We start from the raw sequence: 13,927 nt of genomic DNA on the forward strand, positions 1-13,927 counted from the left end.
GAGCCGTATGCCGCACTTTCTTGGAGTGGATGTCGGGGGCACCAATACCCGTTTAATGCTGATGGACAGCCAGCAAAATTTTCGCGGCTACCACAAAACCCCGACCCAACGCTGGGCGGGGCAGACTGACCCGTTACAGGGGCTGGAAAACCTGATCACGACGTATTTGCAGGAACAGGATCCGCATCATCAGGTAGCGCAGGTGATGCTCGGGCTGCCGGGAATATTGTCCCGCGACCGCCAGACCGTGTTGTCGCTGCCATTTGTTTCCGCGCTGGATAACCAGCCGGTGGCGGCGCTGCTCTCACAGCGCCTGCATCTGCCGGTGGCGATGGACAAAGACGTTAACCATCTGATGTGGTGGGATTTAACGCAGCACGGCGCGCTGCCGGATGTCGCCGTCGGGCTGTATCTCGGCACGGGTCTTGGCAACAGTTTGTGGATCAACGGGGATTTTTACCACGGCGCGCACGGCGGTGCCGGGGAGCTGGGGCACATTCCGCTGGCGGGGAATCCGCTACTCTGCCCTTGCGGTAAAACCGGCTGCGTTGAGACGCTCACTTCCGGTAACTGGCTGACCGGCTGGGCGCGGCAACACGCGCCACAGACGCCGTTCGCCGAGCTGTTTGTGCGTCACGCCGGGCATGTGGATTTAACCGAATTTGTGGCACGGCTGGCGCGCACTGTCGCCAGCGAAATGAACATTCTGGATCCCGGCTATTTAGTGCTGGGCGGCGGCGTGCTGGCGATGGAGAACTTCCCGCTGGCCGAACTCGAACGGCAGTTACGCAGCCATTTACGCAGTCCGTATCCGGCCAACGATCTCACGATTCATTTCAGCGCCGTGACCGACGAGACGGGCTGCCGTGGCGCGTGTTTAGCCGCACAGCGCGTTTTTCCGTCGCAGCCAGCTCTGGCTGCCGGAACATTTTCCTTCAGGAGAGAGGCATGAACAAAGGCAAGGTATGCGTATTTGGTTCTTTCAACCTCGATATCGTCGCCGGCATGGCGCGTTTCCCTAAGCCGGGCGAGTCCCTGATTGCCCGTAACAGCATGATGGGTGCGGGCGGCAAGGGCGCGAATCAGGCGGTTGCCGCGCTGCGCGCCGGTGCGCGGGTGCATTACATCGGCAAAGTGGGCCGCGATGATTTCGGCATGTTTGCCCGCCGCCACCTCGACAGCGCCGGTTTCGACGCCGTCACGCTGTTTTCCACCAGCGAATGCCCGACCGGCAATGCGCTGATTTATGTCGCCGGCGCCGATGCTGAAAACATGATTGCCGTTGATCCGGGCGCCAATCTGACAGTCACGGATGAAGAAGTGGAACAGTGCCGCCCGGCGGTGGCTGCCGCCGATATCCTGCTGACTCAGCTTGAAAACAATCTGCCTGCGATTGAAAAACTGATCGGCATCGCGAAAGACAACGGCACCTACATTATCCTCAACCCCGCGCCGTTCCAGCCGGTGTCCGACCATCTGCTGGCGCAGGTGGATTTACTCACGCCAAACGCCACGGAATGCACGCTGCTCACCGGCATCGACGTCTGCGATATTCCTTCCGCCGAACGAGCTGCCCACGCGCTGCACGCCAAAGGCATACAGGCGCTGATCATCACCTTGGGCACGCAGGGCGCGCTGCTTTCGGTGAACGGCGACACGCAGATTATCCACGCCTGCCCGGCCACCCCGGTTGATACCACCGGCGCAGGCGACGCCTTTAACGGTGCGCTGGCTTCGCAGCTGGCCGCCGGTGTCACCCTTCGCGAAGCGGCACAATTTGCTTCTGCCTATGCGTCTGTTTGTGTGGAACGGGCAGGCGCGGCGGCATCGATGCCGACGTATGAGGAAGCACGGGAAAGAATGGGGATGGCGGTGGTTTAAGACTTCACGGCGACAGGCGGTTGCGGAGTTTTTCGTGCTCTTCCCCTGGCCGGGGAAGAGCAAAGCGAGCACTTGCTACTTCAGCGCCTGAGTCAATATCCCATCCCGCACCTGAACCGGCGTCACCACACCGACATCCAGCACCCATCCGCTGATCAGTTCAGCCGGAGTGACATCAAAGGCCGGGTTGTAAACCTGCGCGTCATCCGGTGCCCATTGCACGGCCCCAAAACTGCCGGAAACGCCGGTCACTTCACTCGCTGCGCGCTGTTCGATGGGGATCGCGGAACCGTTCGGGCAGTGCGGATCGTGGGTGGTATGCGGCGCGGCGACGTAAAACGGAATGCCGTGGTATTTCGCCAGCACCGCCAGACTGTAAGTGCCAATTTTGTTGGCGACATCGCCGTTGGCGGCAATACGGTCAGCGCCGACCCAGATGGCATCCACGCGTTTTTGTGCCATCAGGCTGGCGGCCATTGAATCGCAAATCAGCTGGTAAGGAATGCCCAGTTCGCCGAGCTCCCAGGCCGTCAGACGCCCGCCCTGTAACAGCGGTCGGGTTTCATCCACCCACACCTGTTGCACATTGCCCAGCCCGTGCGCGCGGCGGATAACGCCAATCGCCGTGCCGACGCCCGCTGTTGCCAGCCCGCCGGTGTTGCAATGCGTCAGCAGGCGGCTGCCGTGCGTGACCAGCGCGGCACCGTGATCTGCAATGCTGTCGCACAGTGCCCGGTCTTCTTCCACCAGACGCAGGGCTTCTTCCGCTAACGCTTTCACGTAATCAGATTGATGCAATGCGGCTTTCATGCGGTCGAGATTGTTCATCAGGTTAACCGCCGTCGGGCGCGAGGCGCGCAGCGTTTCCAGTGAATCAAGCAGGGCATCCTGGGACATTCCCTGTTCGGCCAGCAAGGCCAGCAGCAGGCTGGCGGACAAGCCAATCAGTGGCGCACCGCGCACGCGCAGGGTGCGGATGTGATCCACCAGCTCGCTGACGTTGCGACATTCACGCCAGTCTGAGCGCTGGGGCAGGGCCTGCTGATCGAGGATCCACAGCTGATTTTCGCGAATTCGTAAACTGGTAGTTGTGAGACTTTGCATGGTCGGTTAAATCCTTGTTGCCCAGTTGCATCTGATTACTTATTCTGCCAACATGTTTTATAGATGTATAGACGTCTAAACGCTTTTAAGGCTGAAAAAAGAATTCGAGAGGTCAGGATGTCGCGCTACTACACGTTTACCGCCGCAGATGCCGTTGAATATGCCCGCCAGTTCGGCGGCGTGGCGGATCCACACTCCCTGGTCACCGCCGATGAAATCGGTGACGGAAACCTGAATCTGGTGTTCAAAATCCGCGATACGACGGGGAAAAGCCGGGTGATTGTCAAACAGGCGCTGCCTTATGTGCGCTGCGTGGGCGAGTCCTGGCCGCTGACGTTAGATCGTGCGCGCATCGAAGCCGAAACCCTGATCATTCACGGTCAGTATTGCCCGCAACATACGGTCAAAGTGCTGCATCACGACGCGGAACTGGCGGTGATGGTGCAGGAAGATCTGTCGGATCATCAGATCTGGCGCAGCGAACTGGTGCAGGGAAACGACTACCCGCAGGCAGCCAGCCAGCTGGGCGAGTATCTGGCACAGACGCTGTTTCACACCTCCGATTTCTACCAGAATGCGCAAACCAAGAAAGCCGAAGTCTCGCGCTTTACTAACCCTGAACTGTGTCAGATCACCGAAGATCTGTTTTTCACCGATCCGTACGTCGATCATGAACGCAATAATGTGGATCCGCTGCTGCTGCCAGAAGTGACCGCGCTGCGCGCTGATAAACCGTTGCGGCTGGCCGTGGCCGCGCTGAAACACCGGTTCCTGACGAAAGCCGAAGCGCTGCTGCACGGGGATATTCACAGTGGTTCGATTTTCGTGGCTGAAGGTAAACTTAAAGCTATCGATGCAGAATTTGGTTATTACGGCCCGCTGGGATTTGATCCGGGTTCGGCTATCGGCAATTTACTGCTCAATTACTGCGGTCTGCCGGGGCTTTTGGGCGTGCGCGAAGCGGCGGATGGCCGTGAACAGCGGCTGAAAGATGTGCGCGAGCTGTGGCTGAGTTTTTCCGAACGCTTCCTGCAACTGGCGCGTGAAAAATCTCAGGATCCGACGCTGGCGGAACCGGGTTATGCGGAAATCTACCTGCAAGATGTCTGGCACGATGCCGTGGGATATTGCGGCGCGGAGCTTATCCGCCGCACCATCGGGCTGGCGCACGTGGCGGATCTCGATACTATTAAAGATGCAGAGATGCGTGCCGATTGTCAGCGCCATGCGCTGAGCCTCGGCCAAAAACTGATCCTCACTGCACACCAAATCAGCGACGTGGAGTCACTTATTGCACGGATACGTCAGTTCAGCTAATCCTGTGAGTTTCTTGTATAATGCCCGCCTTCGAGGTGCGTAGGGGTAAACCCGGTGGCATTTCCTCGGTTTACTTTTAACAGGAATACAGAATTATGATGCATAACCACGTCTTACGCAGTGTCCGCTACATGCTGGATATGAGCGAAGGCCAGCTGATCGAGATCCTCAAGACAACCGGCACGCCGGTCAGCCCTGAAGTGATGTCCCGTTATCTGAAAAAAGAAGATGAAGAAGGTTACATGGAAGTGCCTGATGAAGTGATGGCGAACTTCCTTAACGGCCTGATCACCTTCAGACGCGGTAAAGACGATCGCTTCCCGGCACCGGAAGTTGAAAAACGCCTGACCAATAACATCATGCTGAAAAAACTGCGTGTGGCGTTTGAGCTGAAAACCGAAGACATGATCGCCGTGCTGACGGCGGCAGATTTTAAAGTCTCCGAAGGCGAACTGAGCGCATTCTTCCGCAAAGAAGGCCACAAGAACTACCGCCCGTGCGGTGATCAGGTGTTGCGTTACTTTCTGAAAGGCCTGACGGCCAGAGTCCGTCCTAAAAAAAGCTGAGCATTAACGAATTCAGCTGATAAATAAATTAAATGTATTTATTTAAATGACATATTAAACGGGGCGCTTTTAATAAAAGCGCCCCGTTTTACGTTTATTGGTTTTACAGGAATGAAATTTCGTTATTACAGTTCAACTTCACGTTTCACCGGTTTGTTTTTTGACAGTCCATTCCTCTGCCTATTATCTTCAGTCCTCGCCAAACCTCCACTGGCTTATATTTTAAAAAAATAATACAGCTGAATTTAATTCAACGCTGAATGTTAATCTGGGTATAAGAAAAGGACATCAACACATGAGAAAAATTAAGCCGATTGCTCTTTTGATGGGTCTTGCGGTGTCGGGTTCCGCGTTTGCTTCGGGGGCTCCCTCCAGTCTGGAAGCGCGTATGGCACTGCTTGAACAGCGCCTCCAGCAGGCTGAAGCACGGGCAGATACGGCAGAGAAACAGATCCAACAGTTGAAAAAACAGGATGTGCAGCGCGGGCAGGAAATAGCCAGCGTGAAAGAAGCCAATCCGGTAGAAGTGAAAACCGAAGGAATATCGAAAGACAAATTATTAACATTGAATGGTTTCGATAATTTGAAGTTATACGGCGATGTGGAATTTAACGTCGACGGCGCCAGCCGCAGCGGACAATTAACGTCAATACGCACCAGTGATAATAAAAACTGGCGGCCAGGCACCAATGAGCGCTGGGATGTGAACGGGCGTTTACTGATCGGCCTTGATGGTTATCGCCGAAATGACAACGGCCAGTTCTCCGGATTCTCTGTTCAGCCGACCGCCGACCTCAACGGGTCAATGACCCTTGATGATGCCGCGTTCTTCTTCGGTGAAGAGAAAGACTGGATGGCCAAAATTGGCCGGTTCGAAGCTTACGATATGTTCCCGCTTAATCAGGATACCTTCATCGAATACTCCGGTAATACGGCCAACGACCTGTATGCCGATGGTTACGGCTATGTGTATATGATGAAAGAAGGGCGCGGACGCAGCGACAGCGGCGGTAACATCCTGCTGAATAAAAATATCGGCAACTGGTATTTCGAGCTCAATACCTTGCTCGAAGACGGGACCTCGCTGTTCGCCGAGCAAAACTACCACGGTAACAAACTGGAACAGGATAAAAACGTGGCGTATCTGCGCCCTGTGATTGCCTGGAAAGGGGACGCATTCTCGGTGGCGGCGGCGGCGGAAACCAACGTGGTGAATAATGCGTACGGTTACAAGAATGATCAGGGCGAAACCATCGATCAGTCTAAACGTAACGGTTACGGCATGACCATGACCTGGAACGGCCAGAAAGCGGACCCTGAAAATGGCATCGTGGCAAACCTCAGCACGGCGTACATGGATGCCAGTGACGAAAAAGATTTCACGGTCGGCGCGAATGCGTTGTGGAAACGTTTCGAACTGGGCTACATCTACGCGCATAACAAAATTGAAGACTTCAGCATGGATGGCGTTCGTGCGTCTGACTACGATGACGACTGGTTCAATGAGCCGGGCAGCTATGATATTCATACCATTCATGCCAGCTACCTGATCCCGAACGTGATGAATATGCAGAACTTTAACGTCTATCTCGGGGCGTATATGTCGATGCTGGATGGGGATAAAACCTATTCCAATGACGACGACAGCGAGCAACGTTACGGCGGGCGCGTGCGCTTCAAATACTTCTTCTGATTTCCGGCCTTACTTCGGCAATACAAAAGAAAAAGCCTGAGTGTTTTGCACTCAGGCTTTTTTATTGGTCAGAAAAGAGGATCAGGCGGCTTCAGTATGACGCGGTTTCGCTTCATCCTTTTTTAGCGTTTTTGCCTCTTCCTTTGGCTGATGTGCGGCCAGTTCGTGCGGTTCAAATTCATCAACGTTAATCGAACGCAGACGGCTTTCTTCCGCACGGCTGAGAATGCGCGCATCGTCAGCACTCAGGTGCCCGGCATCCAGACCTTTTTGCGCCAGAATATCCAGGCGGGTGAACGGCAGTTTTTTACCCATCGCCTCACACAGACGTTTGTGAACCGGTTCGGCGGCCAGAATATCCTGCAACGCCTGTTCCAGCAGACCGACCGGGTTGTGCTCGCTTGGCGTCAGATACTGACCGCGACCAATACGGCTGCGGGTGGCGGAAGGCACTTGCAGAATCCGCGCCAGTTCGTGATCCAGCTGGTCGGACGGTGCAGCGTGAGCGCCACCCAGCGGGAACACCACCAGACGCATGACGCCTGCGATGAAACGGTTCGGGAAGTTACGCAGCAGATCGTCAATCGCCACTTCCGCCTGATGCAGACAGTCCTGAACACCCCAGTGGACCAGCGGCAAATCGGCCTCGTGACAGCCTTCTTCATCAAAACGTTTCAGCGTGGCTGTCGCCAGATACATCTGGCTGAGGATATCGCCGAGACGGGCGGAAATGCGTTCGCGACGTTTCAGGCTGCCGCCCAGAACACCCATCGACACATCGGCCAGCAGCGCCAGATTGGCACTCAGGCGGTTAATGTGCTGATAGTAGCGGGCGGTGGCATCGTTCACCGGCGTATCGCTGGTGCGCCCGCCGGTCAGGCCGAGCCAGAAACTGCGCACGGTGTTGCCGCCGACGTGGCCGAGATGGCCGAACAGCGCCCGGTCGAAATCGACCAGATCATTTTTCTCCGCTGCCGCCATTTCACGCAGCACGTAAGGATGGCAGCGGATCGCGCCCTGACCAAAGATGATCATACTGCGGGTGAGGATGTTGGCCCCTTCCACGGTGATGGCAATCGGCGCGCCCTGATAGGTGCGGGCAACAAAGTTGCTTTTACCGAGCATGATGCCTTTACCGCCGGTGATATCCATCGCATCCATTACGGCGCGCTGACCGCGGTGCGTACAGTGATATTTCACAATTGCGGACAGCACCGCCGGTTTTTCACCCAGCATAATGCCGTTGGTGATAAGCGTCGCCGCCGCGTCCATGACATAAGCGTTCCCCGCGATGCGTGCCAGCGGCTCTTCGATACCTTCCATTTTACCGATCGGCAGTTTGAACTGACGGCGGATATAGGCATAAGCGCCGGTCGCCATCGCCAGAGATTTCAGGCTGCCGGTGGAGTTTGACGGCAGCGTGATGCCACGGCCCACGGACAGACATTCCACCAGCATACGCCAGCCCTGACCGGCCATTTTCGGGCCGCCAATGATGTAGTCGATCGGGACAAAAATGTCGTTACCCCGCGTCGGACCGTTCTGGAAAGGCACGTTCAGCGGGAAGTGACGGTGGCCGATTTCCACACCCTGGGTATCCGTTGGGATCAGCGCACAGGTGATGCCTAAATCAGTTTCGTTGCCGAGCAGATGATCGGGGTCTTTCAGTTTGAATGCCAGACCGAGCACGGTGGCGATAGGTGCCAGCGTGATGTAACGCTTGTTCCAGGTCAGGCGCATACCGAGCACTTCTTTGCCCTGCCACTGGCCTTTACACACAATACCGAAATCCGGGATTGCGCCGGCATCAGAACCCGCTTCGGGGCTGGTCAGTGCGAAACACGGAATTTCCAGGCCTTCGGCCAGACGTGGCAGATAGTGATCTTTTTGCTCTTCGGTTCCGTAATGTTGCAGCAATTCGCCCGGACCGAGGGAGTTTGGTACGCCGACGGTGATCGCCAGGATCCCTGACACACCGGCCAGTTTCTGTAAAACACGTGCCTGAGCGTAAGCCGAGAATTCGAGGCCGCCGTACTCTTTCTTAATGATCATCGCAAAGAAGCGGTGCTCTTTCAGATACGCCCACAGCTCCGGCGGCAAATCGGCCAGTTCGTGAGTGATCTCAAAATCATTCGCCATGCGACAGGCTTCTTCCACCGGGCCGTCAATAAAGCGCTGTTCTTCTTCTGTCAGGCGCTGCTCAGGGTAATCCTGCAGCTTTTTCCAGTCCGGCTTGCCGCCAAACAGGTCGCCTTCCCACCAGGTGGTACCGGCTTCAATCGCTTCTTTTTCCGTGCGTGACATGGCTGGCATGACTTTGCGGAAGGTGCGAAGTGCCGGGCCGGAGAATAATGAACGGCGCAGGGCCGGGATGTTCAGTGGCAGCAACAGGATCGCCAGTGGCACTAACAGCCACAGCGTCCACAGATTGATCGCGCCCATCACGGCGGTGAACGCCAGTAAAATCAGGCTGCTAAGGGTGAGGTTGACGCGGTGATAAAACAGCGCACCAAGGATAACGACAAATGCAACAATGCTGAGAACCATCATAGTAATGCTCCTGAGTAGTAGGAGGTCTGACCTGTTGTAGGGATACAATGGTTTTAGTTCATGCTCATTTCTTTATCAATGTGTTTACATACTAATTACAACACAGCTCACAATCCGGCCGCACGAAGCGTTAAAAATGGAAACTATCGGAATCATTACCGCTTCATTGCTTCTCGCCGATCCGCCGATCCGTTACACTGCACAGCGGAAAGTTTTATTGCTATCGGCTGTGTTTCAACGGCTGCAAATGGACATAAAAGAGGCTGCTATGTACCAGGATATTATCCGTACTGAACTGAACGAAGCTGCTGAAACGCTGAATAAATTCATCAGCGATCCGGCAAATATTGAGTCTATTCAACGTGCAGCAGTGCTGCTGGCGGATTCATTCAAAGCGGGCGGGAAAGTGATTTCCTGCGGCAACGGCGGTTCACACTGCGATGCCATGCATTTTGCGGAAGAACTGACCGGCCGCTACCGTGAGAACCGTCCGGGCTACCCGGCGATTGCGATTTCTGACGTCAGCCACATTTCCTGCGTGGGTAACGATTTCGGGTATGAGTATATTTTCTCTCGTTATCTGGAAGCGGTTGGCCAGAAGGGCGACGTTCTGCTGGGCATCTCCACGTCCGGGAATTCCGCAAACGTCATCAAAGCTATCGACGCTGCGCGTGCCAAAGGCATGAAAGTCATTACCCTGACCGGTAAAGACGGCGGCAAGATGGACGGATCTGCTGACGTGGAAATCCGCGTTCCACACTTCGGCTTCGCTGACCGTGTGCAGGAAATCCACATTAAAGTTATTCACATTTTGATTCTTCTGATCGAAAAAGAGATGGCGAAGGCATAAGCCCTTTGCAGTAAAGGAGGCTGGTGATGTGCGAATTGCTCGGGATGAGCGCTAACGTTCCTACTGATATTTGTTTTAGTTTCAGTGGACTGGTGCAGCGCGGTGGCGGGACTGGCCCGCATAAAGACGGCTGGGGCATTACCTTCTATGAGGGGAATGGCTGCCGTACTTTTAAAGATCCGCTGCCGAGTTTTAATTCGCCCATCGCCCGCCTGGTTCAGGAATACCCGATCAAATCCTGCGCGGTGATTTCCCATATTCGTCAGGCAAACCGTGGCGAAGTGGCGCTGGAAAATACCCATCCGTTTACCCGGGAACTGTGGGGACGCAACTGGACCTACGCGCACAACGGTCAGCTGCGCGGTTACCGCCAGCTCGATACCGGCACACTGCGCCCGATAGGCCAGACTGACAGCGAATACGCTTTTTGCTGGCTGCTGCACAAACTCACTCAACGTTATCCGCGTCGCCCGGCAAGCTGGCCGCCGGTGTTCCGCTATATTGCGTCGCTGGCCAATGAGTTACGCGAAAAAGGGGTGTTTAATATGCTGCTGTCGGACGGGCATTTTGTAATGGCCTATTGTTCGACAAATTTGCACTGGATCACGCGTCGCGCGCCGTTTGGCAAGGCAACGTTGTTGGATCAGGATGTGGAAATTGATTTTCAGCAGCAGACGACACCTGATGATGTCGTCACCGTGATTGCCACGCAACCGCTGACCGCAAACGAAACCTGGAACAAAATTGCTCCAGGCGAGTTCGCGTTATTTCACCTGGGTGAACGCCAGCTGTGAGGAGAGCGGGGTATTAGACAGCGGCTGGAGCACTTCATATTTCCCGTCAGTCACCACCACGTTGGGCGCCTGATGGTGTTTCTCAAAGTACGCATAGCCAGGCTGAAGCTGACGCCAGAAGTTGATGTAGCTTGAGTTTTTGTGCGCGTTCATGTTGGCATCGGTCATACGGAACGGGTAAATGCTGATTTGCAAATTACGCTGCCCGAACTGGAACGCTGCCTGAACATAGGTGAAGATCTCATCCATGTAACCGTCTGTCATTGCATAACACCCAATGGATTTACAGTTACCGTGGATCATCAGGTACTTACCTGAGTAACCCTGTGAGATGTCGTAGGCATTCGGGAAGCCGATGTTGATAGCACGATAAAAGCGGCTGTCTGGTTTCAGGTGGTGGATATCCACGTTATAAAAACCTTCCGGGCTTTTGAAATCGCCTTCACGACGTTTATTCCCCAAACCGCCGGAAAAATCGCAGATGCCATAGCTGCCGATCAGACGAAATTCGCCGTCGAGCTGGGCATACAATTCGAGTTTACGTTCTTGTTTGAAAATCTGGATATAAACTGGCGCGCCTAACAACTGCTTTTTAAGCGCAGCATTGACCGGGACAGGTTCACTGGCCGCGGCGTAATTTGCTGTAAATAAAGGCAAACTGAGGAGCATCGCAAGGAACAGCGCGATTCTGATCATTCTAAATCCTGCTTGGTAATAATTCTGATGTTTTGTCTACAGATGGAACCATCTTTAAGACCGCCACTGATTGATTTCTTATCTACAACCTGTCTGAAACGTTGCCATATTAATACTGATTAATATTTTAGCAATCATCAAATATTGAATAATGAGTTTCGGTTTGTTAATTACTGGCGCTTGCCATTATTGGTGATTAATTAACCCAAATTTACCGCCATTTTCTGTGTTTGAAATTGCACCGACTCACTGTATACTTATACAGTTATCAGGGGAGGGCTATGCGTAAAATCATTCACGTGGATATGGACTGCTTTTTCGCGGCCGTCGAGATGCGCGATGATCCTTCCCTGCGCGACATTCCTATCGCCATCGGCGGCAGCCGCGATCGCCGCGGTGTGATCAGCACCGCCAATTATCCTGCGCGTAAATTCGGTGTGCACAGCGCAATGCCTACCGGTATGGCGCTGAAACTCTGTCCGCATCTGAAAGTGATTCCCGGCAGAATGGAGGCTTATAAAGAAGCCTCAAACCATATCCGTGAAATCTTTGCGCGATACACCCCGCTGATTGAACCCCTGTCACTCGACGAAGCTTATCTCGACGTCTCTGACGCCACGCAGTGCAACGGATCCGCCACGCTGATTGCTGCACAAATCCGCCAGGCGATCTCCGATGAAATCAATCTGACCGCCTCGGCGGGTATCGCGCCGATCAAGTTTCTGGCAAAAATAGCCTCTGATCTGAATAAACCTAACGGACAGTTTGTGATTACGCCGGATAAAGTCGATGCGTTTTTGCAAAATTTACCGCTGAGTAAAATTCCTGGCGTCGGCAAAGTCACCGCACAGCGTTTGCAGGAGCACGGCCTGAACACCTGTGGCGACGTGCAGCGGTATGATCTGGCAGCCTTGCTTAAAGGTTTCGGAAAGTTTGGCCGCGTGCTGTGGGAGCGCAGTCAGGGCATTGACGAACGTGAGATTTCCCCCGAGCGGCTGCGTAAATCCGTCGGCGTCGAGCGCACGCTGGCCGAAGATATTCACAGTTGGGAAGAGTGCGTGGCGCTGATCGAACGGCTGTACCCGGAATTACATACGCGCCTGAGTAAAGTCAGCCCGAGTCTGCGCATCGCCCGACAGGGCGTGAAACTTAAATTCCATGATTTCCAGCAGACCACGCAGGAACACGTCTGGCCGGTGCTGAATAAAGACGATTTACTGAAAGTCGCACGGGAAGCCTGGGAACAACGGCGAGGCGGACGGGGCGTCAGGCTGGTGGGATTGCATGTGACGTTGCAGGATCCGCAGATAGAGCGGCAGCTTCTGCTTCCCTGGGAATGATCCCCGTCATCTTTCAGGCTGTCTCTGCGTGGGCTGTCTTCGCAAACTCCGGTCACATATTTGTGTATGTGACCGGGGATTTACTCAGTTGCCACCCTGATACAGCCCGGATGATTTCGGGGATCGGGTATTAACCGCGCTCAGGAATCGCTTTCAGCAGGGCGGTCAGCAGTTTCCAGTACAGCTCAACGCTTTCAATTTCAACCTGCTCATCCGGCGAGTGTGGCCCGGTGATGGTAGGCCCGATGGAAACCATGTCCATGTCCGGGTACGGTTTTTTGAACAGACCGCATTCCAGACCGGCGTGGATCACCATGATGTTTGGCGTTTTGCTGAACAGTGTTTCGTAGGTTTCACGCACCAGCGTCATCACCGGCGAGCTTGGCTCGGGTTTCCAGCCAGGGTAGCTGCCTTTCGCCAGACTTTTCGCGCCAGACAGCGCGCTCAGTGAGTTCAGCATGCTGACCACGTACTCTTTACCGCTGTCGATAAGAGAACGGATCAGGCTGTTGATCGCCACTTCATCGTCTTTCATGGTAACAACGCCGACGTTCAGGGAGGTTTCAACCACGCCTTTCACGTCATCGCTCATGCGGATCACACCGTTTGGTGTGGCATTCAGCAGTGCGAGGAATTTGCCCTGAGTTTCAGCAGTCAGCGCTTTCGCGTTGCTTTCAGCCGCTTCAACAACCAGTGCGATTTTCTTCTCTACCGCGGACAGTTCGAACTGAATGGTCGCCAGGAATTCCTCTGCGGCCGATTTCAGCGCATCGATTTTATCCGTTGCGATGGAAAGCGTTGCAATGGCTTCACGCGGAATGGCGTTGCGCAGCGTACCGCCGGTGAAATCCAGCAGGCGCAGGCCCAGTGTGTCGGCGTTATCTGCCAGGAAACGCGCCAGTAGTTTGCTGGCATTGCCCAGGCCAAGATGGATATCAGCGCCGGAGTGGCCGCCTTTCAGGCCTTTCAGCGTCACTTTCAGCGTGGTGAAACCAGCAGGTACTGCTTCGCGGCTGAGTGGCAGTGTGGCGGTAAAATCAATCCCGCCTGCGCAACCCATGTAGATTTCGCCTTCGGTTTCTGAATCGGTGTTGATCAGGATTTCAGACTGTAACCAGCCCGGTTGCAGGCCAAAT

Annotated in this window: 12 protein-coding genes; 8 read left to right on the top strand and 4 right to left on the bottom strand. The window is 54.7% G+C overall.

Annotated elements, in window-relative coordinates; all coding sequences use genetic code 11:
• Positions 1–7: 7 nt before the first annotated feature.
• Positions 8–952: an allose kinase gene (alsK, locus tag ED901_RS23175; protein WP_122097372.1), complete on the top strand. Its 945-nt coding sequence runs from the start codon at positions 8–10 to the stop codon at positions 950–952.
• Positions 949–1,881, top strand: coding sequence for a ribokinase (gene rbsK, locus ED901_RS23180; protein ID WP_122097373.1), 933 nt, complete (start codon positions 949–951; stop codon positions 1,879–1,881). The genes alsK and rbsK overlap by 4 nt, the downstream gene beginning before the upstream one ends.
• A 75-nt stretch (positions 1,882–1,956) precedes the next feature.
• Here rbsK and mtnA read toward each other — a convergent pair whose 3' ends face one another.
• Entirely contained in the window at positions 1,957–2,985 is a 1,029-nt protein-coding gene (mtnA, locus tag ED901_RS23185) for an S-methyl-5-thioribose-1-phosphate isomerase (protein ID WP_122097374.1), read from the bottom strand.
• A gap of 117 nt (positions 2,986–3,102) precedes the next feature.
• Between mtnA and mtnK the strand changes: the two genes are divergently transcribed.
• The 3 genes from mtnK to ED901_RS23200 all read left to right on the top strand — a co-directional run bounded on the left by mtnK (position 3,103) and on the right by ED901_RS23200 (position 6,561).
• Positions 3,103–4,302, top strand: a complete 1,200-nt coding sequence (gene mtnK / locus ED901_RS23190; protein WP_122097375.1) for an S-methyl-5-thioribose kinase — start codon at positions 3,103–3,105, stop codon at positions 4,300–4,302.
• A gap of 95 nt (positions 4,303–4,397) precedes the next feature.
• Complete coding sequence (locus ED901_RS23195; RefSeq protein ID WP_056781497.1) at positions 4,398–4,868, top strand: DUF1456 family protein; 471 nt, start codon at positions 4,398–4,400, stop codon at positions 4,866–4,868.
• 295 nt (positions 4,869–5,163) lie between these two features.
• Positions 5,164–6,561 (top strand): carbohydrate porin, encoded by a 1,398-nt coding sequence (locus ED901_RS23200; RefSeq protein WP_122097376.1) that lies wholly within the window; start codon positions 5,164–5,166, stop codon positions 6,559–6,561.
• An 81-nt stretch (positions 6,562–6,642) separates the two neighbouring features.
• Here ED901_RS23200 and fadE read toward each other — a convergent pair whose 3' ends face one another.
• Positions 6,643–9,111: an acyl-CoA dehydrogenase FadE gene (gene fadE / locus ED901_RS23205; RefSeq protein WP_122097377.1), complete on the bottom strand. Its 2,469-nt coding sequence runs from the start codon at positions 9,109–9,111 to the stop codon at positions 6,643–6,645.
• A gap of 268 nt (positions 9,112–9,379) precedes the next feature.
• On the opposite strand from fadE, the gene lpcA reads away from it, so the two are divergent.
• A complete protein-coding gene (gene lpcA, locus ED901_RS23210; RefSeq protein ID WP_122097592.1) occupies positions 9,380–9,961 on the top strand; it encodes a D-sedoheptulose 7-phosphate isomerase in 582 nt (193 codons plus the stop codon).
• A 26-nt stretch (positions 9,962–9,987) separates the two neighbouring features.
• Positions 9,988–10,755, top strand: a complete 768-nt coding sequence (locus ED901_RS23215) for a class II glutamine amidotransferase (protein ID WP_056781487.1) — start codon at positions 9,988–9,990, stop codon at positions 10,753–10,755.
• Here ED901_RS23215 and dpaA read toward each other — a convergent pair.
• Positions 10,726–11,451: a peptidoglycan meso-diaminopimelic acid protein amidase gene (gene dpaA / locus ED901_RS23220; RefSeq protein WP_122097378.1), complete on the bottom strand. Its 726-nt coding sequence runs from the start codon at positions 11,449–11,451 to the stop codon at positions 10,726–10,728. The genes ED901_RS23215 and dpaA overlap by 30 nt on opposite strands.
• A 281-nt stretch (positions 11,452–11,732) precedes the next feature.
• Between dpaA and dinB the strand changes: the two genes are divergently transcribed.
• Complete coding sequence (gene dinB, locus ED901_RS23225; protein ID WP_122097379.1) at positions 11,733–12,791, top strand: DNA polymerase IV; 1,059 nt, start codon at positions 11,733–11,735, stop codon at positions 12,789–12,791.
• A 130-nt stretch (positions 12,792–12,921) separates the two neighbouring features.
• On the opposite strand, the gene pepD is transcribed toward dinB, so the two are convergent.
• Positions 12,922–13,927 (bottom strand): beta-Ala-His dipeptidase (pepD, locus tag ED901_RS23230; RefSeq protein ID WP_240994002.1); only part of this gene is annotated, 1,006 nt, incomplete at its 5' end.

This window comes from Rahnella sp. Larv3_ips (genome assembly GCF_003697865.1).
In the GTDB taxonomy this organism is placed as follows: domain Bacteria; phylum Pseudomonadota; class Gammaproteobacteria; order Enterobacterales; family Enterobacteriaceae; genus Rahnella; species Rahnella rivi.